The organism is Streptomyces sp. M-16, from assembly GCF_052114405.1.
In the GTDB taxonomy this organism is placed as follows: Bacteria; Actinomycetota; Actinomycetes; order Streptomycetales; family Streptomycetaceae; genus Streptomyces.
Map to the genome: position 1 here is coordinate 1 of NZ_JBFRER010000067.1, position 22,012 is coordinate 22,012.

Here is a 22,012-nt window from a genome sequence, read left to right on the forward strand (position 1 = left end):
GCCGGGAACCCGGACCGGCTGTCCTGCCGGAGCGGGGGCCGGGTCCGGGCCGGTGAGGCCGGTGGCTGCACCGCCGGGGTGGCCGCGCGGTCATGCTCGTCCGCCTCCGACGGGGCCGGGCGCCGGCCTCCGACGGGGCCGGGCGCCGGCCTCCGCCGGGGCGGGTCCGGCCGGTTGCGGCCCTGCCGGGGCGGGTCGGACCGTCCGGTCCGGAGGTGGCCCGGCCCACGTGTTGCCGGCTGTCCTGCCCCCGCCAGGGGCGGGCGGCCCGGGGCCGCTCCGCCGGTCCCGCCCGGCCGGGGCCCCCTCGCCCGCCGCCACGGGTCGGGCCGTCCCGTTCCGGTCCCGGCCGGGTGCGGGCTGCTCGTGCCCACGGTCCCGCCCTCCAGGGCGGGCGGGACCGGGCAGTCCCGGCTGGGCCGTCCGGGCCCGTTCCCGGCCCGGGTGCGGGCTGCTCGTGCCGCTGTCCCGCCCTCGCCAGGGGCGGCCAGTGCGGGCCGAGTCCCGGCCGGGCGGGGTGCTCAGGCCGGCGGCCTCCGGCGCGGGTCGGCCTGCCCGCCTGCCGGTCCGCCGTACGGTCGGCGGCCGTCCCCGCCGGGGGCGGCCCCGTCGGGCCGTCGTTCAGGGGTCTCCACCTGGCCGGGTGGGGGCGCCGCCCCGGATCCACCCGTCCCCCCGGCCAGGGGAACCGTCCGCCATCGTCCACACCCCCGGAGGGTCAGTCACCGTGGTTCCGACCGTCATGCCCCGCACCGCCCCCGTCCCCGCTCCCCGCGGCCGGATCGGGGCCGGGTTCCTCCCGGTGCCGCACCGGTACCACCTCTACCTCGCCGAAGGCTGTCCGCGGTCCCGGCGCGTCCGCACCGCCGTCGCCCTGCTCGGCCTCGCCGGCTCCGTCGGGACCACCGTGCTCGCCGCGCCCGCCTCGAACGCCGCCCTGCGCCGCGCCTACGAGGCCGCCGGGCACCACTACGACGGCACCCTCGCCGTTCCCGCCCTCTGCGACACCTGGAGCGGCCGGGTCGTCAGCAACCACACCCCCGACATCCTCGACGACCTCGCCGTCCGCCTCGCCGGCCGCCCCGACCTGGCCCCGCCCGCCCCGCCCGCCTTCTCCTCGGCCGTCCGCGCCCTGCTCGACCCGAACGCTCCGCACGCCGGGCGGTCCGCCGCCCTGGACCTGCTGGAGCGCCGGCTCGCCGTCCGCCCGTACGCTCTGGGGGACCGTCCGACCGTCGCCGACGCGGACCTGTGGGTGGCCCTGCTGGACCCCGCCGTCCTGCCCGCGGCCGGCCCGCACCTGCGGGCGTACGTCCGGCGCCTGCGCGCCCATCCGGCCTTCGGGGCGGCCTCCTGAGGCACCGGCGCAACGAATCGCCGCGCACGCGGCAGAACGCGCAACGAATCGATGCGCCCAGCGCAACGCTCACGGCTTGTCCCAGTCGAACGCCCGAACGTACCGTTTTACGACCCCCACCCCATCTGTCACAGAGGTACGCCCATGCCCCCGCTGCGCACCGCACTCCTCCAGAGCTCCGGACGGCTCGGCGACACCGCCGAGAACCTGAAGCGGCTCGACGAGGCCGCGGCGCGCGCCGCACAGGGCGGGGCCGGGCTCCTCGTGACCTCGGAGATGTTCCTGACCGGCTACGCGCTGGACCTCCAGGACGTCCCCGGCCTCGCCGAAGCGGCCGACGGCCCGTCCGCCGTCGCCATCGGCGAGACCGCCCGCCGCCACGGGATCGCCGTCCTGTACGGCTACCCCGAGAAGGCGGACGGCGCGGTCTTCAACTCGGCGCAGCTCATCGGCCCCGACGGGACCGCGCTCGCCAACTACCGCAAGACCCACCTCTTCGGCTGCTTCGAGCAGGACGCCTTCACCCCCGGCGACACCCCCGTCGTCCAGGCGGACCTGAACGGCCTGCGCATCGGCATCATGATCTGCTACGACGTGGAGTTCCCCGAGAACGTACGGGCCCACGGGCTGGCCGGGACCGACCTCCTCCTGGTCCCGACCGCCCAGATGCACCCGTTCCAGTTCGTGGCCGAGCAGCTGGTGCCCGTCCGCGCCTTCGAGAACCAGATGTACATCGCGTACGTCAACCGGACCGGCCCCGAGGGCGAGTTCGAGTTCGTCGGCCTCAGCTGCCTCGCCAGTCCCGACGGGGTCACCCGCACCCGGGCCGGACGCGGCGAGGAGATGGTGTTCGGCGAGGCCGACCCCGAGCTCCTCCGGGCCTCGCGCGAGACCAACCCGTACCTGCGCGACCGCCGCCCCGGGCTCTACGCCTCCCTCGTCTGAGCCCGCCCCGCCGCCCCGTCCCGCCGCCCCTGCCCCACCCCGCAAGGAGACGTACCCCCATGACGTCCACGGTGCCCACCACCGCCGTCCCGCACAGCGACGGTCAGCCCCCGATCACCATGTTCGGGCCGGACTTCCCGTACGCGTACGACGACTTCCTCGCCCACCCGGCGGGCCTCGGTCAGATACCGGCGACCGAGCACGGCACCGAGGTCGCCGTGATCGGCGGCGGTCTGTCCGGCATCATCTCCGCCTACGAGCTGATGAAGATGGGCCTCAAGCCCGTCGTCTACGAGGCCGACCAGATCGGCGGCCGGCTGCGCACCGTCGGCTTCGAGGGCGCGGGCACCGAGGGTCTGACCGCGGAGATGGGCGCCATGCGCTTCCCGCCGTCCTCCACCGCCCTCCAGCACTACATCGACCTCGTCGGTCTGGTCACGGAGCCCTTCCCGAACCCGCTCGCCGAGTCCACCCCCTCCACGGTCGTCGACCTCAAGGGCGAGACCCACTACGCCGAGACCATCGCCGACCTCCCGCAGGTCTACCGCGACGTGTCCGCCGCGTGGAACGCCTGCCTGGACGAGGGCGCGGACTTCTCCGACATGAACACCGCGATGCGCGAGCGGGACGTCCCGCGCATCCGCGAGATCTGGGCGAAGCTCGTCGAGAAGCTCGACGACGAGACCTTCTACGGCTTCCTCTGCAAGTCCGAGGCCTTCCAGTCCTTCCGCAAGCGCGAGATCTTCGGCCAGGTCGGCTTCGGCACCGGCGGCTGGGACACCGACTTCCCGAACTCCATCCTGGAGATCCTGCGCGTCGTCTACACCGAGGCGGACGACCACCACCGCGGCATCGTCGGCGGCTCGCAGCAGCTGCCGCTGCGGCTGTGGGAGCGCGAGCCCGAGAAGATCCTGCACTGGGCCCAGGGCACGTCCCTGTCCTCCCTGCACGAGGGCGCCCCGCGCCCGGCGGTGACCCGCCTGCACCGCACCGCCGGCAACCGCATCACGGTCACCGACGCGTCCGGCGACATCCGCACGTACCGCGCCGCGATCTTCACCGCCCAGTCCTGGATGCTCCTGTCCAAGATCGAGTGCGATGACACGCTGTTCCCGATCGACCACTGGACGGCGATCGAGCGCACCCACTACATGGAGTCCAGCAAGCTCTTCATCCCCGTGGACCGGCCGTTCTGGCTGGACAAGGACGAGGAGACGGGCCGCGACGTCATGTCGATGACCCTCACCGACCGCATGACCCGCGGCACCTACCTGCTGGACAACGGCCCGGACCAGCCGGCCGTCATCTGCCTCTCGTACACCTGGTGCGACGACAGCCTCAAGTGGCTGCCGCTGTCCGCGAACGAGCGGATGGAGGTCATGCTGAAGTCCCTCGGCGAGATCTACCCCAAGGTCGACATCCGCCGCCACATCATCGGCAACCCGGTGACCGTGTCCTGGGAGAACGAGCCCTACTTCATGGGCGCGTTCAAGGCGAACCTGCCGGGCCACTACCGCTACCAGCGGCGCCTGTTCACCCACTTCATGCAGGACCGCCTCCCCGAGGACAAGCGCGGCATCTTCCTCGCGGGCGACGACATCTCCTGGACGGCCGGATGGGCCGAGGGCGCCGTCCAGACCGCCCTGAACGCGGTCTGGGGCGTCATGCACCACCTGGGCGGCTCCACCGACGCGAGCAACCCCGGCCCCGGCGACGTCTACGACGAGATCGCCCCGGTCGAACTCCCCGAGGACTGATCCTCCCCGGGAACCAGGGCCACGGGCCGCCCCCGCGCACGAGCGCGGCGGCGGCCCGTTCTCATGTCCGCCGCCGGTCCTCCTCCGCGCGCGTCCAGATCAGGTGCAGGCGGAGACGGAAGGCGGAGCGCACCTCGACGCGCTCCCGCACGTCCGGCAGGCCGGGCGGCCTGCGGCCCAGCCCGAGGCCGCAGCCCGCGCACAGGGTGTACCTCCCGTACCCGTCCCCGTCCCACTCCACCGTTCCCCGGCCTGCCCCGCACACGGGGCAGGCGCCGTCCCGGCCCTGGTGGCCTTCGAGGTCCGGCCGCCCGCGCATCACGGCGGGCATCACCTCGACGAGCCGGCCGCCGGGATGGAACCCGGGGTCCGGCCAGAACAGCCCCTGCGACGGCTGCGGCGGGTCCGGCCGGCGCACCCCGGCCCGCTTCTGCGCCCGACGCCCGGTCTTCCAGGAGGCGAGCTCCGCCAGCCACAGCCGCCGCGCCTCGTCGAGCTCCTCCACCGCCCGCACCAGCGACCCGGGGTCCTCGTCCAGGTCGCGCGGGATCCCGGCGCTGCGGCACAGGTGGTGGTAGGTGGCGTAGAAGCCGTACGGGGCGAACTCCGTCAGGCAGGTGCGCAGCGCGGACAGCCTCCGGTACGGCGGCCTGCCGGCGTCGTGCACCCGGAGCCGGTGCGTGGCGAAGCTGGTCATCCGCCGAGGCTAGGGGGCGTATGCCGGGATCGCACGGGGTTTCAGGGGCGAGGGGGTGAGCAGGCAGCGGCCGACCAGGCCGACGCCGGAGTCGAGGGACTCGGTGAACTCCTCGGCCAGGTCGGGGGCGTGCCGCAGGGCCCACAGCAGACGGGCCGCCGCCCAGGCCCCGGCCCGCGCGCGCTCCAGGCTCCAGGAGCCGATCAGGTGCGTCAGCGGGTCGGCGACCTCCAGCAGGTCCGGGCCCGGCATCAGGTCCTCCCGGATGCGTTCCTCCAGCGAGACCAGGGTCTCGCCGACCCGGTGGAAGTCGGCTTCGAGGGCCGCGGGCGGGCAGTCCAGGGAGTGGCAGGAGGACACCACCGCCAGGGCCAGGTCGTGCCCGATGTGGGCGTTGATCCCGGCCAGTGCGTGCTGCAGCGGCCGCACGCCCGGGTGGCGGCGGTACTGGAGCAGCGGGCGCCAGCAGGCCGGTGCCCGCCCGTCCGTCTCCACCGCTGTCAGGTACCGCTCCGCAAACCGCACGCCGAGCGTCTCGGCCCGGCGGGGCGCGGGGAAACCGCCGTGGCCGATCCGGTGGTGCAGGGCCTGCGTGACCGTCAGGTAGACCCGGTTGAAGACGGCCACGCCGTCCTGCGCGGGGAGCCGCTCGTCGAGGGCGCGCATCCGCGCGAGTACCGCTTCCATGCCAGGCAGCGTCGCAGCCGGGACGCCGCGAGCGGGGAACTTGGCCGTACGCTTCGCCGGTTCGGGCGAAGCGGGCGTCAACGCGGCGTGTCCGGACCGTCCTGGCCGTCGTCGTAGGCGGAGGTGCCCGAGTCGAGGAGGGGCTCCTGCTGCTTGAGGTGTGCCGGGGCGAAGTAGCGCAGCGTGTGGTAGCCGGTGATCACCACGATCGTGCCGAGCGCGATGCCGCCGAGCTCGAAGGTGTCGGTGAACTGCAGCTTGACGCCGCCGATGCCGATGATGATGCCCGCCGCGGCCGGCACCAGGTTCAGCGGGTTGCGCAGGTCCACGCCGCCGTTGATCCAGATCTGCGCGCCGAGCAGGCCGATCATGCCGTAGAGGATGACGGTGATGCCGCCGAGCACCCCGCCCGGGATCGCGGCGACGACCGCGCCGAACTTGGGGCACAGGCCGAAGAGCAGGGCGAAGCCGGCCGCAGCCCAGTAGGCCGCCGTAGAGTACACCCGGGTGGCGGCCATGACGCCGATGTTCTCGGAGTACGTGGTGTTCGGGGGGCCGCCGACCGCCGTGGAGAGCATGGACGCGGCGCCGTCGGCGGCGATGGCGGTGCCGAGCTTGTCGTCGAGCGGGTCGCCGGTTATCTCGCCGACGGCCTTGATGTGACCGGCGTTCTCCGCGATCAGCGCGATCACCACCGGCAGCGCGATGAGGATCGCCGACCACTCGAACTGCGGGGCGTGGAAGGACGGGAGCCCGATCCAGTCGGCCTTGCCGACACCCGAGAGGTCGAGGCGCCAGTGGTCCACCGCCTCGGGCCCGCCCGTCGTCGAGTGGATCATGCCGAAGACCAGGTCGAAGATCCAGGAGATCGCGTACCCGAAGACCAGGCCCAGGAAGATCGCGATCCGCGACCAGAACCCGCGCAGGCAGACCACGGCCATGCCGGTGAACAGCATGGTCAGCAGTGCGGTCCACTGGTCCTGCGGCCAGTACGTCGAGGCCGTCACCGGCGCCAGGTTGAAGCCGATCAGCATCACGACCGCGCCCGTCACCACCGGCGGCATCGCCGCGTGGATGATCCGCGCGCCGAACCGCTGGACGGCCAGACCCGCCAGGAACAGCGCCACGCCGACCACGAACACCGCGCCGGTGACGACCGCGCTGTCGCCGCCGCCCGCCCGGATCGCCGCGGCGACGCCGACGAAGGAGAGCGAGCAGCCCAGATAGGAGGGCACCCGGCCGCGCGTGGCCAGCAGGAAGATGACGGTCGCGATGCCCGACATCATGATCGCCAGGTTCGGGTCCAGGCCCATGAGGACCGGCGCGACGAAACTGGCGCCGAACATCGCCACGACGTGCTGGGCGCCGAGCCCGGCGGTCCGCGGCCACGACAGCCGCTCGTCCGGCCGCACCACCGCGCCGGGGGCGGGGGTCCGCCCGTCTCCGTGCAGGGTCCAGCGCACGCCGAAGCCCATGTCCCACCACTTCCGTTCCACCGGGTCGTCAAACATCGTGGCCGGCGCGCCGGTACGACGTGACGACCAGCTGTTATGTTACGGGCGCATAGAGGCTGGTTCGTCCTGATTCGCTGCTCCAGCCGCCCCCGGTGCCTCCCTGCCCCGCAGTACGGCCGCGCCCGCGATCAGGGCGAACGCGAGCAGCGTGACCAGTGCGAAGGAGACCACGAGCGAGGTCGCGTCCGCCACCGCGCCGATCGCCGACGGCGCGATCAGCCCCGAGGTGTACGTGATCGTCGCGACCCCCGCGATGGCCTGCGCCGGGGCCGGCCCGCTGCGCGCCGCCGCCGCGAACGCCAGGGGCACCACCACCGCGATGCCGAGCCCGATCAGCCCGAAACCGCCCACGGCCGCCGCCGGATGGCGGACCGTCACCACCAGCAGCCCGCCCGCAGTGGCCAGGACGCCGCCCGCCCGGACCGCGCGCACCGCCCCGAACCGGTCCACCACCCGGTCCCCGGCCAGCCGCGCCAGGGCCATGGTCAGCGCGAACGCGGTCGTCGAGGCGGCGGCCAGGCCCGCGTCGGTGTGCAGCACGTCCCGCAGGTACACGCCCGACCAGTCCAGGCTCGCGCCCTCGGCGAAGACCGCGCAGAACCCGACGAGGCCGATCAGCAGGGCGGACCTCGGGGGCAGCGCGAAGTGCGCGGGCGCCTCGGCGTCCCGGTCGCCGCGCAGGTCCAGCACGCCCCGTACGGCCGGCAGTCCGGCCGCCGTCAGGAAGAGCGCGGCGATCAGGTGGTGCAGCCGGGCGTCGGCCCCCGCGTGCGCCGCGACCGTCCCGGCCGCCGAGCCGAGCAGGGCGCCCACGCTCCACATGCCGTGCAGGGAGGACATGATCGAGCGGCCGAGACGGTTCTCGGTCTCCACGCCGAGCGCGTTCATGGCGACGTCCGCCATGCCCGCGGTGGCTCCGTAGACGAACAGCGCGCAGCACAGCACCGCGAAGTCCGGGGCCAGGCTCGGCAGGATCAGGGAGAGGGTCCACAGTGCGAGCAGGCCGCGCAGGGCGCTCCGGGCGCCGAACCGGTGGTTGATCCGGCCGGCCAGCGGCATCGCGAGGGCCGCGCCGAGCGCGGGGAAGGCGAGGGCCAGGCCCAGGGCGCCCGCGCTGAGCCCGGCGTGCTCCTGGATCCAGGGGATGCGGGTGGCGAAGGATCCGGTGACGGCGCCGTGGGTGCAGAAGACCGCGGCGATGGCGAAGCGGGCGTGGCGCAGGCGCGCCGGGCTGGGGTCGCGTTCCCCGGTCGTGGGCCGTGTCATGGGCGTAAACTATCAGGTACCCTGCCTGATAGTTAATGGATTCCCCTCCCTAAGATGGGCGCCGTGACCCCTGCCAAGGTGCTGACCCCCGCCGCCGCCAAGTCCCCCGCCTCCCCGAGCACCGCCCGGGCCATCAACGACCGCCTCGCCCTCGAACTCCTCCAGGAGGAGGGCCCGCTGACGGCGAGCCGGCTCAAGCAGCTCACCGGACTGTCCCGCCCCTCCGTGGCCGACCTCGTCGAGCGGCTCACCGAGGCCGGGCTGATCGAGGTCGTGGGGGAGTCCGGCGAACAGCGCCGCGGCCCCAACGCCCGCCTCTACGGGATCGTCGCCCGCCGGGCCCACCTCGCCGCCCTGGACGTACGGACCGACAGCGCGACCGCCGTGGTCACCGACCTGCTGGGCCGCCCGCTGGGCCGGACCGCGCTGCCCGTCGACGCGGTGGAGGAGGCCGTGGACCGGCTGGAGGCCCTGACCGCGCGGACGGGCGCCGGGACCCTGCACACCGTGGTCGTGGGCGCCCCCGGCCTGGTCGCCCCGGGCGGCGGCGAGCTGCGCGGCACCGGCGCCCTGCCCGTCTGGCACCGGGACCTGGTCGCCGCCCTGCGGCGACGGCTGCCCGCCGCGGTGGTGGTGGAGAACGAGACCAACCTGGCGGCCCTGGCCGAGCAGCGCGCCGGAGCCGCCCGGGACCTGGACTCCTTCGTCCTGCTGTGGCTCGGCGACGGCGTGGGCGCCGCCGTGTTCCTCGACGGGCGGCTGCGCCGGGGTGCCTCCGGCGGGGCCGGTGAGATCGGCTTCCTCCCGGTCCCCGGAACGGCCGGGCTGCCCTCCGCCACCGCATGCGCCGGCGGCTTCCACGCCCTGGCGGGCCGGTCGGCGGTCGGCGCCCTCGCGCGCGAGCACGGCTTCCGGGGGCCGGTCGAGGAGGCCGTCGCCGGGGCGGCCGGGGAGGCCTTCCTGGACGCGCTCGCGGACCGGCTGGCGCTCGGGGCGGCGGCCGTCGCCGCGATCCTCGACCCCGGCTGCGTGGTCCTGGGCGGCGGACTCGGCCACGCGGGCGGCGAGGCCCTGGCCGCCCGCGTGGAGCGCCGCCTCACCACCCTCACACCCGTACCGACCGAGGTCCGCGCCACCGCCCTCGGCGACCCGGCCGTCCTGGAGGGCGCCCGCCTGGCCGCCCGCGAAGCGGCCCAGTCGGTCCTCTTCGGCCCCTGAAGGGCCCCGCTTCCCACGGACGGACGACCGGCGGACCCGTTCGCCGCGCCCCGGGTCCCTCAGCCCCGGGCCGCCGTCCGCCCGCGCAGGAACTCCTCGAACGTGCCCCGGCCCACGGCGCGGGCCGGAGCCAGGTGGCCGCCGCGCACGAAGGCGGCGTACGTCCTGCCCGCGAGCGGGACGCCCACCACCCGTCGCCGGCTCCCCGTCGCCGCGAGGCAGGTCCGGGCCCAGTCCGTCAGGGGGCGGACCTCGGGCCCGCCCATGTCCGGGACCCGGCCCGAGGGCCGCGGCGTCGCGAGCTCCGCCAGCCGGTCCGCGACCTCCCCGACGGCGATCGGCTGTACCCGTACGCCCCGGGGCAGCAGCACCACCGGCAGCTTCGCGGCGGTGGCCACCACCCCGGCCACCAGCTCGTGGAACTGGGTGGTGCGCAGGATCGTGACGCCCAGCCCAGACCCCTCCAGCAGCCGTTCCACCGCCCGCTTGGTCCGGTAGTAGCCGAAGGGGACCACGTCCACCCCGACGATCGAGATGTACACGAGGTTGCGGACGGTCCCGGCCCGGCGGGCCGCCCCGATCAGGTGCCGGGCGGCCTCCTCGTCGCCCCCGCGCGGGCTGCTCGCGCAGTGCACGACCACCTCCGCGCCCGCCAGGGCCGCGTTCAGCCCCCGGCCGTCGCGCAGGTCGACCGGGAAGTGGTCCGAGTGCCGGCTCAGGACCCGGACCTCGTGGCCCTGTTCCCGTAGCCGGGCGGCGAGCGGGGCGCCCAGGGTGCCGGTGCCGCCGGTGACGACGATGGTGCTCATGGTGTGCGGGTCCTTCCCGTCGGGAGTGCTCTCCCCCAGGGGACAGTCGGGCGCGCCGGAACGTGACACCCCGCGCCGGGGGAGGAGCCGGAACGCGCGAGGACCCGGTGGCCGCCGGGCCACCGGGTCCTCATGTGTCACGCGGGGGGATCAGCAGGCGCCCTGGTCCTTCCAGACGCCCCAGTCGCCGGTGGTGCCGGGCTCCTCGTTCTGCGTCCACCACTGGGCCTTCCAGGTGTGGCCCTTGTGGGAGACGAGGCTGCCGCCGGTGTAGACCGTGCCCGCCACGTACGCCGGGCTCGCGCAGGTCCCGCCCGGAGGAGTGGTCGGAGGAGTGGTCGGCGGCGTCGTCGGGGGAGTGGTCGGCGGGGTGGTGGGAGGCGTGGTCGGCGGGGTGGTCGGGGGCGTGGTGGTGCCCGGTTCCACGACCGTCGTGCCGCGCGCCAGGTCACCGGCCAGGGCGTACGTGGTGCCGGAGATGTTCACCGTCCAGTTGGAGGGGGTGGACACCGGCAGGTAGTAGTTGAACGCCAGGTCGACCGAGGCGCCGGGGGCCAGCGTCTGCCAGGCCGGCAGCTTCAGGGAGACCCGCTGGAAGTCGCCCTTCAGGCCGCCGGCGTTGCTCCCGCTGTGACCGGTGGAGATCACCTTCGTACCGAAGCCGGACTGGTCCGAGGCGTTGGCCGGGGCCGAGGTCCCGTAGTCGAACTGGAACTCCGTGCCGCCGGGCAGCGTGCTCTTCGTGTTGTTGGTGATCTTGAGCTTCGGGGTGATCGGATAGTTGGAGTCGCCCAGCTTGAACTCGGTGAACTCCGTCTTGATGTCGACGGCCTGCGCCGGCAGGGCCGCGCCCGCCTTCTTCGCGCCGTACGGGGTGGCCGCCTTGAACTTGTCGTACATCAGGGAGGTGAGCGTGTCGCCCATCTCGTACTGGCCCTTGGCCGCGTTGTAGGAGTAGTCGCCCGCGAGCTCCCACACCATCGTGCCGCCGATGCCCTTGCCCACCACGTAGTCGGCCTTGGCGGCGACGGACTGCTCGTCCTCCGTCGACAGGAAGACCTTCTTCTGCGCGTTCCACAGCCACGGCGCCACCAGGGTGGAGTCGTACTTGCGGGCGTAGGTGCCGGTCAGCGTGGTGTTCGCGGGGAAGCCGTACTTCGTGACGTAGTCGCCTACGACGCCCTTCTCCAGGTTCTTCGCGTGCCACATCGGGTTGGAGCCCGCCGGGGACTCGATCCCGTTGGTGTCCAGGTCGTGCCAGAGGTTGTCGATGCCGACCGCGCCGTCACCGCACTTGGTCAGGCCCGCGCCGGCCGGGCAGGTCGTGGCCGGGGCCCTGCCCCACAGGCCGTCCGTGCCGCCCTGCACGTTCTTGAAGCCGCGGGTGTAGTACGGCAGGCCGATGTTGATCCGGCCCGACGGCATCGACCCGCGGAAGTAGTGGTAGGCCCAGTCGGTGTTCAGGTAGCCGGTGCCGCCGTACTGGGAGGTGGAGTAGACGCCCGCGGCGGCCAGCTCGCCGTCCTTGCCGTCGTCGAAGAGCGAGGCGTTGGGGCCGACGTACTCGTTCCAGGCGCCGTGCAGGTCGTAGGACATGATGTTGACGTAGTCCAGGTACTGCTGCATCTGGAAGGTCTCCATGCCCCGCAGCAGGTATCCCGAGGAGGGGGCGGCGACGGAGAGCAGGTAGTGCTTGCCGTCGGTGGCGCCCGCGCGGTCGAGCCTCTCGCGCAGCGACTTCATCAGGGCCGCGTACCCCTTGACGAGACCGGCCCGGCGGGCGTTGGACAGCTGCCAGTCCAGCGGGTTGCCCGCGTCCTTCATGGTGGTCGGGTACTCGTAGTCGATGTCGACGCCGTTGAACCCGTAGGTGCGGATGAACTCCACGGAGGAGTCCGCGAAGGTGTCGATGCCCGCCTGGTTGACGGAGCCGTCGGCGTTGGTGGCCATCGAGTAGAAGCCGCCCGAGGCGACGCGGTTGCCGTCGTCGCCGAAGTATCCGCCGGTCTCCGCCCAGCCGCCCACGGAGATGAGGGTCTTGACGTTCGGGTACTGCTTCTTGAATTTGTTCAGGAGGTTGAAGTGGCCCTTGTAGGGGAGGGCCGGGTCCATCTCCGCGCCGGCGACGCCGGGCCAGGTCATCCCGGTGGCGGCGTTGTTCGCGTTGTCCGCGCCGACCGAGATCCTGTTGTCGGCCCCGACGTGGGCGAAGGCGTAGTTCAGGTGGGTCACCTTGGACCACGGGACGTTGTTGGCGAGGTAGGCGGGGGTGCCGTCCTTGCCCGTACGCCAGCCGGTGAAGTAGCCGATGACGCGGCGCTGGTGGTCGGCGCCCATCTTCTCGCGGCCTTCGGAGTCGTAGACCGAGCAGTACGGGACGTCCACCCCGGCGGTCTTGTACAGACCGTCGGGGCGGCAGCTCTCGTTGTCGGCGGCATGGGAGACGCCCGCCGAGAGCCCGCCGACCAGCAGGCCGGCGATCGCGGCGCCGGATGCCAGGAGCATGGCTCTCGTACGTGTGGGGGACGGCATGGTGCCTCCTGGGGAGGGGAGGATGGCAGGACACGACGTGCGGCAACAAGCAGGAACGTGGCGCTGGTTGGCCCGTGACGTGCGCACGTCGGCAGGCCGGTTCCCCGGGGAAGATGAAGGGAACGTTAAGAGGACTAGACCAACCCGTCAATAGGTCTGGACCAAAGCGGAGCCGTGGGGCGTCCGTGGTGCGGGTGGCGCGAGAGCGACGCTCAAGAACGGCTGGTTTGTGACCCAGGCCACAGCGCTTCACCCGCATGGCCCCCGATCCCCCGTGGCACACTGGCCGTAGTACCAGTAGCAGCGCACTCCGGGGTCGGTGTAATTCCGAACCGGCGGTATAGTCCGCGACCCGTCCGCATCCAGCGGCCGGTTGACCAGGTGAAATTCCTGGACCGACGGTTAAAGTCCGGATGGGAGGCAGTGCGCGGCGGGCCAGTCACCGGTACGCCGCCGTCGGCGGTCCATCGGCGTTTCCCCAGCGGACACGTGTCGGACGGACCGTGTTTCCGGCCTCGGCGTTCCCGCGTGTGCTCACCCGCTTCATCTGTCGTATCCCGACAGGCCCCGGAGTCCGTGCCCGATGAGGCAGGAGGACCCGGTGGCGGACCACGCCGACGCGAACGCAGTGCACGGCACCGACGTGCCCGCCATGAGGCGTGCCATCGAGCTCGCGGCCCGCGGCCTCGGCTCCACCAGCCCCAACCCGGTCGTCGGCTGCGTGATCACCGACCCCTACGGCGCCGTCGTCGGCGAGGGCTGGCACGAACGGGCCGGCGGCCCGCACGCCGAGGTCCACGCCCTGCGCCAGGCGGGCGCGGCGGCCCGCGGCGGCACCGCGTACGTCACCCTCGAACCCTGCAACCACACCGGCCGTACGGGCCCCTGCGCCCAGGCCCTGATCGCGGCCGGCGTCACCCGCGTGCTCTACGCCGTGGCCGACCCGAACCCGCAGGCCAGCGGCGGTGGCGCCACCCTCCGCGCGGCGGGGATCACCGCCGAGGGCGGACTGCTCCGCGCGGAGGCCGAGGCGGGCAACGCCGCCTGGCTGACCTCCGTACGGCTCGGCCGCCCCCACGTCACCTGGAAGTACGCCGCCACCCTCGACGGCCGCAGCGCCGCCGCGGACGGCACCAGCCGGTGGATCACCTCCGCCGAGTCCCGGGCCGACGTCCACCGGCTGCGCGCCGAGTGCGACGCCGTCCTCGTCGGCGGCGGCACCCTGCGCGAGGACGACCCGCACCTCGCCGTCCGCGGCGTCGAGGGCGCGACCCAGCCCCTGCGGATCGCCCTCGACACCCACGCCACCGTGCTGCCCACCGCCCGCATCCTCGACGACGCCGCGCCCACCCTGATCGTCGTCGGCGAGGACGCCGACACCCGGCACCTGCCCGGCGTCGAGCTCCTCCGCATGCCGCTGCGCGACGGCCACATCGGCGTCCAGGACCTGCTCGGCCGGCTCTACGCCCGCGGCGTGCGCTCCCTCTTCCTGGAAGGCGGACCCACCCTCGCGGGCACCTTCCTGCGGGCCGGAGCCGTCGACCGGGTGATCGGCTACCTCGCCCCGGCCCTCCTCGGCGCGGGCCCCGCCGCCCTCGCCGGCGCCGGCGTGGACACCATCTCCGACGCGGTGCGCCTCGACCTCACCGAGGCCGTCCGCGTCGGCCCCGACCTCCGCATCACCGCAGTCCCCACCGTCCACACGCCCCTCAAGGAGCACTGAGTGTTCACCGGAATCGTCGAAGAACTGGGCGAGGTCACCGCCGTCGAGCAGCTCGCCGAAGCCTCCCGCTTCCGCCTGCGCGGCCCCGTCGTGACCGAGGACGCCAAGCACGGCGACTCGATCGCCGTTAACGGCGTCTGCCTGACCGTCGTGGAGACCGCCGACGGCGAGTTCACCGCCGACGTCATGCAGGAGACCCTCAACCGCTCCAGTCTCGGCGCGCTGACCGCGGGCTCCCGGGTCAACCTGGAGCGCCCCATGGCCCTCGGCGGACGCCTCGGCGGCCACCTCGTCCAGGGCCACGTGGACGGCACCGGCGAGATCCTCTCCCGCACCCCTTCGGAGCACTGGGAGCTCGTCCGGATCGCGCTCCCGGAGAACCTTTCAAGGTACGTCGTAGAGAAGGGCTCTATCACTGTGGACGGCGTCAGCCTCACCGTGGTCGAGGCCGCCGCCGACTCCTTCACCATCAGCCTCATCCCCACCACCCTCGCGCTGACCACCCTGGGCATCAAGCAGCCCGGTGAGCCGGTCAACCTCGAAGTCGACGTCCTCGCGAAGTACGTCGAGCGCCTCCTCGCGGCCGGCGTGGACCCCCTGGCAGCGACCCCGAACGACACGGAGGAAACAGACCGGTGAGCGCCCTGACCTGGCTGAACTCCGAAGCCTTCACCGCCTTCGGCCAGAAGATCATCTGGTCGGACGCGATCGGCAACACCATGGGCCTGGCCGCCCTCGCCCTCGGCTGGCGGCGTTCCCTATGGACCTGGCCGACCCAGTTCCTCTCCGGCGCCATCCTCTTCGTCGCGTTCGCCGCAGGGCACCTCTCCGGCAACGCCGGCAAGCAGGTCGTCGTCATGGTGGTCGCCCTGTGGGGCTGGACGATGTGGAGCCGCGGCAAGCGGCAGGCCCAGGACGCCTCCCTGGCCGTCCGCTTCGCCACCTGGCGCGAGCGCGGCCTGCTCCTCGGCGCCGCCGCCGTCGGCACGCTGGCCGTCACCGGGCTGTTCACCCTCTACCCGTGGATGTCCTGGAACCCGCTGCCGGACGCCTACATCTTCGTCGGCACCGTCGTCGCCATGTACGCCCAGGCCAAGGGGCTCGTCGAGTTCTGGTTCGCCTGGCTGCTCGTCGACGCGGTCGGCGTCCCCCTCGCCTTCACCAGCGGCTACGCCTTCTCCGCCTTCGTCTACGTGATCTACGGAGCCCTCGTGCTCTGGGGCGCCTACGACTGGTACCAGCGCTCGCGCACCACCCCCGCCCCGGCCCTCGAAGGAGCAACGGCATGACCCCCCTCAAGCCCGTGCCCGACGTCCCCGAATCCGGCCCGCAGGAGACCTTCCTCCTCGACCCCGTCGAGCAGGCCATCCGCGACATCGCCGCCGGCCGCCCCGTGGTCGTCGTCGACGACGAGGACCGCGAGAACGAGGGCGACCTCGTCATCGCCGCGGAGAAGGCCACCCCCGAGATCGTCGCGTTCATGATGAGCGAGTGCCGCGGCCTGATCTGCGCCCCCATGGAGGGCCCGGAGCTGGACCGCCTGGAACTCCCGCAGATGGTCCGGCACAACACCGAGTCGATGCAGACGGCCTTCACCGTCTCCGTCGACGCGAGCGGCGCCCACGGCGTCACCACCGGCATCTCCGCCGCCGACCGCGCCACCACCCTGCGCCTGCTCGCCAACGGCACCTCCGAGGCCGCGGACTTCGTCCGCCCCGGCCACGTCTTCCCGCTGCGCGCCAAGCCCGGCGGCGTGCTGGTCCGCAACGGCCACACCGAGGCCGCCGTCGACCTCGCCCGCCTCGCGGGCCTGCGCCCGGCCGGCGCCATCGTGGAGATCGCCGGCGAGGACGGCGTCATGCTGCGCCTGCCCGAGCTGATCCCCTTCGCCCGCAAGCACGGCCTGACGATCATCTCCATCGAGGACCTGATCGCCTACCGCCGCTCCGCCGAGCCGACCGTCCGCCGCGAGGCCGAGGTCAGCCTGCCGACCGCCGCCGGCGAGTTCACCGCGTACGGCTTCCGCTCCACCGTCGACGGCGTCGAGCACGTCGCCCTCGTCCACGGCGAGGTCGGCGACGGCGAGGACGTCCTGGTCCGGATGCACTCCGAATGCCTCACGGGCGACATCTTCCAGTCCCAGCGCTGCGACTGCGGCCCCCAGCTCCAGGCCGCCATGGCCCGCATCCAGGCCGAGGGCCGCGGCGTGGTCGTCTACCTGCGCGGCCACGAGGGCCGGGGCATCGGCCTGCTGTCCAAGCTGCGCGCCTACGAGCTCCAGGAGCGCGGTCGCGACACCCTGGACGCCAACCTGGAACTCGGCCTGCCCGCCGACGCCCGCGACTACGGGGCCGGCGCCCAGATCCTCGCCGACCTCGGCGTGCGCAGCGTCCGGCTGCTGACCAACAACCCCGACAAGTCCGACGCGCTCGTCCGCCACGGCATCGCCGTCAGCGGCCGGGAGCAGATGCCCATCGAGGCCGGCGAGCACAACCTGCGCTACCTGCGCACCAAGCGCGACCGGATGGGCCACGACCTGCCCTGGCTGGAGGGGGCCGTCCCCACCTCCGCCTGCGGCAATCAGTGACCCCGTCACACACACCCGTCACACACACCCCTACCACCACCACGAAGAACCGAGGAGCAGAGCTGTGAGCGGCAAGGGCGCACCTGAACTGAGCGTGAAGAACTGCGGAGACCTCCGGGTGGCCGTGATCGCGGCCCAGTGGCACGAGAAGGTCATGGACGGACTCGTCGACGGCGCCCTGCGGGCCCTGCACGAGCTGGGCATCGACGAGCCCACCCTGCTCCGCGTCCCCGGCAGCTTCGAGCTGCCGGTCGTGGCGAAGGTACTCGCCGGTCGCGGTTACGATGCCATCGTCGCCCTCGGAGTGGTCATCCGCGGCGGCACCCCGCACTTCGACTACGTCTGCCAGGGCGTCACCCAAGGCCTGGTACAGGTGTCGATCGACACCGGAGTCCCCGTTGGCTTCGGCGTCCTGACCTGCGACAACGATGAGCAGGCGCTGGACCGCGCCGGACTCGAAGGGTCGAACGAGGACAAGGGGCACGAAGCGGTCACCGCCGCCGTCTCCACCGCCATGACCCTGCGGACCGTCAGCGAACCCTGGCGCTGAGCGTCGGCGCGGGACCCCTTATTCTGAGGACCATCATGGCGAACACTCCCAAGACCTTCGAGGAGCTCTTCACCGAGCTCCAGCTCAAGGCCGCCAACGGCGACCCCAGCACCTCGCGCACCGCCGAGCTCGTCGGCAAGGGCGTCCATGCCATCGGCAAGAAGGTCGTCGAGGAGGCCGCCGAGGTCTGGATGGCCGCCGAGTACGAGGGCAAGGAAGCCGCCGCCGAAGAGATCTCCCAGCTGCTGTACCACGTTCAGGTGATGATGGTGGCGCGCGGGATCTCCCTCGACGACGTCTACGCGCACCTCTAGGCCGGAGCTCCTCGCCCCGGGTCCCGCGCCCGCACGCACACGCACACCTTTCGCATCCACGCCACGCACCAAAGGAAGCCCCATGCTGCGCATCGCCGTCCCCAACAAGGGTTCACTCTCCGGACCGGCGTCGGCGATGCTCCATGAGGCCGGCTACCGCCAGCGCAAGGAGTCGAAGGAACTCGTCACGGTCGACCCCGACAACGAGGTCGAGTTCTTCTACCTCCGCCCGAAGGACATCGCGATCTACGTCGCGTCGGGCAAGCTCGACATCGGCATCACCGGCCGCGACCTGCTGCTCGACTCCGGGGCCAACGCCGAGGAGATCCTGCCGCTGAACTTCGGCCGGTCCACCTTCCGCTACGCCACCAAGCCCGGCACCGCCAAGGGCCCCGAGGACTTCGGCGGCATGACGATCGCCACCTCCTACGAGGGCATCGTCGCCAAGCACCTCGCCGACCAGGGCATCGACGCCTCCGTCGTCCACCTGGACGGCGCCGTCGAGACCGCCATCGAACTGGGCGTCGCGCAGGTCATCGCCGACGTCGTCGAGACCGGCACCAGCCTGCGCAACGCAGGCCTGGAGGTCATCGGCGAGCCGATCCTCAAGTCCGAGGCCACCGTCATCCGCCGCACCGGCGCCGGCGCCGACGAGCCCAAGGTCGCGCAGTTCCTGCGCCGCCTCCAGGGCGTCCTCGTGGCCCGCAGCTACGTGATGATGGACTACGACTGCCGCGCCGAGCACCTGGAGCGCGCCGTCGCCCTCACCCCGGGCCTGGAGTCGCCGACGATCTCCCCGCTCCACAACGAGGGCTGGGTCGCCGTCCGCGCCATGGTCCCCGCCAAGGAAGCCCAGCGGATCATGGACGACCTGTACGAGCTCGGCGCCCGTGCGATCCTCACCACCTCGATCCACGCCTGCCGGCTCTGACCCGTACGCCGTCCCGATCCGTACGCCCCCTCCAGAAGGCATCACCAGCACCATGAGCGAGTCCGCCGCCCCGTCCGCCCCGCCCGCCCTGCCGGTCACCTTCCGGCCGACCCGCACCCGGGCGGTGCTGCTGGGCGTCGGGCTCGCCATGTTCGCCACGATCACCGCGATCGCGCTGCTCCTGGAGAGCCTCAGCCCCGGCGAACGGGTCAGCTTCGTCGTCACCGCCGCACTGATGTCCTCCGTCCTCGTCCTGCTCAGCCGCCCCAAGGTGGTCGCGGACGAGACGGGCGTCACCGTGGTCAACCTGACCACCACCCGCCGCCTCGAATGGCCGCAGATCCTGCGGGTCAACCTCCGCCCCGGCGACCCGTGGGTGTTCCTGGACCTCAGCGACGGCACCAGCCTGCCCGTCCTCGGCATCCAGCCCGGCATCGCCAGGGCGCGCGCGATCGACGACGCCCGCGCCCTGCGCGCCCTCGCCGAGACCAGGGGAACCGGCGCCACCGGCCGCTGAGCCCGCCCGGTCTCGTCGCTGCGTCCCATTGCGGCCGCGATCTCAATGACTACCCTGGTGGCGGGGCGCGCACGTGCGCCCTCCCACACGCCCCGGGACCCCGTGGCCCGTGGGCACCTTCGACCAGAGGAGTGACTCCCTCCAGCAATGGACGGATCGTCCGGTAGTACCCGCGCCGCCCTCCCCGCGGAGGCGGCGGCATGACCATCCCGCTACTCCTGCTCGTGGCGGCCTTCGCCCTGATCCTCGCCAACGGTTTCTTCGTGGCGGCCGAGTTCGGCCTCGTCACGGTCGAGAGACCCGAGGCCGAACGCGCCGCGGCCGAAGGCGACCGCCGTGCCCGCACGGTCGTCGAAGCCCTCCGGGAGCTGTCCTTCCAGCTCTCCGGCACCCAGCTCGGCATCACCATCACCTCGCTCGTCGTCGGCATGCTCGCCGAACCGGCCCTCGCCGCACTCCTGTCGGGGCCCCTCGCCGCGACCGGCCTGCCCCGCGGAGCCGTCCCCGGCGCGGCCGTCGTCCTCGGCATGCTGCTCGCCTCCGCCGTCCAGATGGTCGTCGGCGAACTCGTCCCGAAGAACTGGGCGGTCTCCCGTCCGCTCCAGGTGGCCCGCGTCGTGGCCGGCCCCCAGCAGGTCTTCTCCCGGGCCTTCCGGCCCGTCATCGCCGCCCTCAACGCCGTCGCGAACCGCCTCGTGCGGGCGCTCGGCGTCGAACCCGCCGAGGAGATGGTCTCCGCCCGCACCCCCGGCGAACTGGTCTCCCTGGTCCGCCATTCGGCCCAGGCCGGCGCCCTCGAACAGGACACCGCCGACCTCTTCGTACGGACCCTCTCGCTGGGCGAGCTCACCGCCCAGCACGTCATGACCCCCCGGGTGAAGGTCAGCGCCCTCCAGCACACGGCCACCGCGGCCGACGTCCTGAACCTGACCCGCGCCACCGGTCTGTCCCGCTTCCCGGTCTACCGCGAGCGGATCGACGAGATCACCGGCGTGGTCCACCTCAAGGACGCCCTCGCCGTGCCCGAGGCGGAACGCTCCCGCACCACCGTCAACCGCATCTGCGTCACCCCGCTGCTGGTCCCCGGCTCCCTGCCGGTGCAGCCCCTGCTGGAACGGTTGCGCAGCGAACAGCCCATGGCCGTGGTCGTCGACGAGTACGGCGGCACGGCCGGGGTGGTCACCCTGGAGGACATCGTGGAGGAACTCGTCGGCGAGGTCCGCGACGAGCACGACCTCGCCGAGGACGGCAGCCCCGAACTGGCCGCCGTGCCCGCCGAGGACGGCCGCCCCTCCTGGGAGGCCGACGGCAGCTGCCGCGTCCACACCCTGCGCCGCATAGGCCTGGAGGTCCCCGAGGGCCCCTACGAGACCGTCGCCGGCCTCGTCGCCGACCTGCTGGGCCGGATCCCCGCCCCCGGGGACCGCGCGGAGCTGCCCGGCTGGAAGCTGTCCGTCCGCCAGGTCCGCCGCTACCGGGCCGAACGCGTCCGACTGGTGCGCACCGCCCCGCTCGGAGCCGTCCCGGCCCCGGCCGAACCGGAACCGGCGGGCCGCCGGTGAACGCCCTCCAGCTCCTCTTCGCCCTGCTCCTCGTCCTGGCCAACGGATTCTTCGTCGGCGCCGAGTTCGCGCTCGTCTCCGTACGCCGCAGCCAGATCGAGCCCCTGGCGGCCGGCTCCAAGCGGGCCCGCCAGGTGCTCCACGGCCTGGAGAACCTGCCGCGCATGATGGCCGCCGCCCAGTTCGGCATCACCATGTGCTCGCTCACCCTCGGCGCGGTCGCCGAGCCCACCGTGGCCCGGCTCCTGGAACCCCTCTTCCAGGCCGTCCACGTGCCGGAGGGCCTGGTCCACCCCCTCGGGTACGCCTTCGCCCTCGCCGCCGTGGTCTTCCTGCACCTGGTCATCGGCGAGATGGTCCCGAAGAACCTCGCCATGGCCGCCCCCGAGCGGACCGCCCTCTGGTTCAGCCCCGGCCTGGTCGCCTTCGCCCGCCTCTGCGGGCCGGTGACCAGCGCCCTGGGCGCCTGCGCCGCGCTCGTCCTGCGACTGTTCAAGGTCGAGCCCAAGGACGAGGTCGAGGCCGTCTACACCAGCGCCCAGCTCGGCCGGCTCGTCGAGGACTCCCGGCAGGCCGGACTCCTCGAACCGGTCGAGCAGGAACGCCTGGAGGACGCCCTCGAACTGGGCAGCCGCCCGGTCACCGACGTCCTGCTGGCCCCCGGCCGGCTCGTCACCGTCGGCCCGGCCGTCACCCCGCGCCAGATCGAACAGCTGACCGTGCGCACCGGCTACTCGCGCTTCCCGGTCCGCTCCGACGCCGGTGCCTTCATGGGCTACCTCCACGTCAAGGACGTCCTCGACCTGGAGGACCGCGAGCGGGCGGTCCCGCAGCGGGTGTGGCGCCGGATGACCGTCCTGTGCTCCACCCTCCCGCTGGACGACGCCCTCAGCGTCATGCGCCGCGACGCCACCCACCTGGCGCAGGTCGCCGACCCGGCCGGCCGGGTCCTGGGCCTGGTCGCCCTGGAGGACGTCCTGGAGATGCTGGTCGGCGAGGTCCGCGACCCCGCCCACCGCACCTACGCGCGCAGCGCCTAGCGAGCC

Annotated in this window: 20 protein-coding genes and 1 riboswitch; of the genes, 14 read left to right on the forward strand and 6 right to left on the reverse strand. The window is 73.0% G+C overall.

What is annotated here, in order from left to right; genetic code table 11:
* Positions 1 to 742 precede the first annotated feature (742 nt).
* The 3 genes from AB4039_RS26610 to AB4039_RS26620 all read left to right on the forward strand — a co-directional run bounded on the left by AB4039_RS26610 (position 743) and on the right by AB4039_RS26620 (position 4,059).
* Positions 743 to 1,357, forward strand: coding sequence for a glutathione S-transferase C-terminal domain-containing protein (locus AB4039_RS26610; protein WP_266837791.1), 615 nt, complete (start codon positions 743 to 745; stop codon positions 1,355 to 1,357).
* Positions 1,358 to 1,501: 144 nt separating this feature from the next.
* Positions 1,502 to 2,302 (forward strand): carbon-nitrogen hydrolase family protein, encoded by an 801-nt coding sequence (locus AB4039_RS26615; protein ID WP_266837789.1) that lies wholly within the window; start codon positions 1,502 to 1,504, stop codon positions 2,300 to 2,302.
* Positions 2,303 to 2,361: 59 nt separating this feature from the next.
* The gene (locus AB4039_RS26620) at positions 2,362 to 4,059 is read left to right on the forward strand and encodes an NAD(P)/FAD-dependent oxidoreductase (protein WP_266837787.1); all 1,698 of its coding nucleotides are present in this window, start codon (positions 2,362 to 2,364) and stop codon (positions 4,057 to 4,059) included.
* A gap of 61 nt (positions 4,060 to 4,120) precedes the next feature.
* Here AB4039_RS26620 and AB4039_RS26625 read toward each other — a convergent pair whose 3' ends face one another.
* The 4 genes from AB4039_RS26625 to AB4039_RS26640 form a co-directional block, all read right to left on the reverse strand.
* A complete protein-coding gene (locus AB4039_RS26625) occupies positions 4,121 to 4,756 on the reverse strand; it encodes a hypothetical protein (protein WP_266837785.1) in 636 nt (211 codons plus the stop codon).
* A 9-nt stretch (positions 4,757 to 4,765) separates the two neighbouring features.
* Complete coding sequence (locus AB4039_RS26630; protein WP_266837783.1) at positions 4,766 to 5,443, reverse strand: DUF5995 family protein; 678 nt, start codon at positions 5,441 to 5,443, stop codon at positions 4,766 to 4,768.
* Positions 5,444 to 5,520: 77 nt separating this feature from the next.
* Positions 5,521 to 6,918 (reverse strand): uracil-xanthine permease family protein, encoded by a 1,398-nt coding sequence (locus AB4039_RS26635; RefSeq protein WP_442272001.1) that lies wholly within the window; start codon positions 6,916 to 6,918, stop codon positions 5,521 to 5,523.
* Between the two features lie 78 nt (positions 6,919 to 6,996).
* Positions 6,997 to 8,223 carry an MFS transporter gene (locus AB4039_RS26640; RefSeq protein ID WP_442271986.1) on the reverse strand — a complete coding sequence of 409 codons (1,227 nt, stop codon included), beginning with the start codon at positions 8,221 to 8,223 and terminating at the stop codon, positions 6,997 to 6,999.
* Between the two features lie 54 nt (positions 8,224 to 8,277).
* On the opposite strand from AB4039_RS26640, the gene AB4039_RS26645 reads away from it, so the two are divergent.
* Positions 8,278 to 9,441, forward strand: a complete 1,164-nt coding sequence (locus AB4039_RS26645) for an ROK family transcriptional regulator (RefSeq protein ID WP_266837779.1) — start codon at positions 8,278 to 8,280, stop codon at positions 9,439 to 9,441.
* Positions 9,442 to 9,500: 59 nt separating this feature from the next.
* Here AB4039_RS26645 and AB4039_RS26650 read toward each other — a convergent pair whose 3' ends face one another.
* Positions 9,501 to 10,250 carry an SDR family oxidoreductase gene (locus AB4039_RS26650; RefSeq protein WP_442271987.1) on the reverse strand — a complete coding sequence of 250 codons (750 nt, stop codon included), beginning with the start codon at positions 10,248 to 10,250 and terminating at the stop codon, positions 9,501 to 9,503.
* 150 nt (positions 10,251 to 10,400) lie between these two features.
* Positions 10,401 to 12,782 (reverse strand): chitinase C-terminal domain-containing protein, encoded by a 2,382-nt coding sequence (locus tag AB4039_RS26655; protein WP_442271988.1) that lies wholly within the window; start codon positions 12,780 to 12,782, stop codon positions 10,401 to 10,403.
* A 301-nt stretch (positions 12,783 to 13,083) separates the two neighbouring features.
* Positions 13,084 to 13,213, forward strand: a riboswitch (FMN riboswitch).
* A 152-nt stretch (positions 13,214 to 13,365) separates the two neighbouring features.
* On the opposite strand from AB4039_RS26655, the gene ribD reads away from it, so the two are divergent.
* The 10 genes from ribD to AB4039_RS26705 all read left to right on the forward strand — a co-directional run bounded on the left by ribD (position 13,366) and on the right by AB4039_RS26705 (position 22,006).
* Positions 13,366 to 14,505, forward strand: a complete 1,140-nt coding sequence (gene ribD / locus AB4039_RS26660) for a bifunctional diaminohydroxyphosphoribosylaminopyrimidine deaminase/5-amino-6-(5-phosphoribosylamino)uracil reductase RibD (protein ID WP_442271989.1) — start codon at positions 13,366 to 13,368, stop codon at positions 14,503 to 14,505.
* Positions 14,506 to 15,144, forward strand: coding sequence for a riboflavin synthase (locus AB4039_RS26665; protein ID WP_266837773.1), 639 nt, complete (start codon positions 14,506 to 14,508; stop codon positions 15,142 to 15,144).
* Entirely contained in the window at positions 15,141 to 15,794 is a 654-nt protein-coding gene (locus tag AB4039_RS26670; protein WP_266837771.1) for a nicotinamide mononucleotide transporter family protein, read from the forward strand. The genes AB4039_RS26665 and AB4039_RS26670 overlap by 4 nt, the downstream gene beginning before the upstream one ends.
* Positions 15,791 to 17,092 (forward strand): bifunctional 3,4-dihydroxy-2-butanone-4-phosphate synthase/GTP cyclohydrolase II, encoded by a 1,302-nt coding sequence (locus AB4039_RS26675; RefSeq protein ID WP_266837769.1) that lies wholly within the window; start codon positions 15,791 to 15,793, stop codon positions 17,090 to 17,092. Before AB4039_RS26670 ends, AB4039_RS26675 begins: the two co-directional genes overlap by 4 nt.
* Positions 17,093 to 17,156: 64 nt before the next feature.
* Complete coding sequence (ribH, locus tag AB4039_RS26680) at positions 17,157 to 17,642, forward strand: 6,7-dimethyl-8-ribityllumazine synthase (protein WP_007262951.1); 486 nt, start codon at positions 17,157 to 17,159, stop codon at positions 17,640 to 17,642.
* A gap of 35 nt (positions 17,643 to 17,677) precedes the next feature.
* Positions 17,678 to 17,956, forward strand: a complete 279-nt coding sequence (locus AB4039_RS26685) for a phosphoribosyl-ATP diphosphatase (protein WP_030234197.1) — start codon at positions 17,678 to 17,680, stop codon at positions 17,954 to 17,956.
* An 82-nt stretch (positions 17,957 to 18,038) separates the two neighbouring features.
* Entirely contained in the window at positions 18,039 to 18,887 is an 849-nt protein-coding gene (hisG, locus tag AB4039_RS26690; RefSeq protein WP_266837766.1) for an ATP phosphoribosyltransferase, read from the forward strand.
* A 52-nt stretch (positions 18,888 to 18,939) separates the two neighbouring features.
* Positions 18,940 to 19,404 carry a PH domain-containing protein gene (locus AB4039_RS26695; protein ID WP_266837764.1) on the forward strand — a complete coding sequence of 155 codons (465 nt, stop codon included), beginning with the start codon at positions 18,940 to 18,942 and terminating at the stop codon, positions 19,402 to 19,404.
* Between the two features lie 200 nt (positions 19,405 to 19,604).
* Positions 19,605 to 20,966 carry a hemolysin family protein gene (locus tag AB4039_RS26700; protein ID WP_442271990.1) on the forward strand — a complete coding sequence of 454 codons (1,362 nt, stop codon included), beginning with the start codon at positions 19,605 to 19,607 and terminating at the stop codon, positions 20,964 to 20,966.
* Entirely contained in the window at positions 20,963 to 22,006 is a 1,044-nt protein-coding gene (locus AB4039_RS26705) for a hemolysin family protein (protein WP_442271991.1), read from the forward strand. Before AB4039_RS26700 ends, AB4039_RS26705 begins: the two co-directional genes overlap by 4 nt.
* Positions 22,007 to 22,012: the final 6 nt, after the last annotated feature.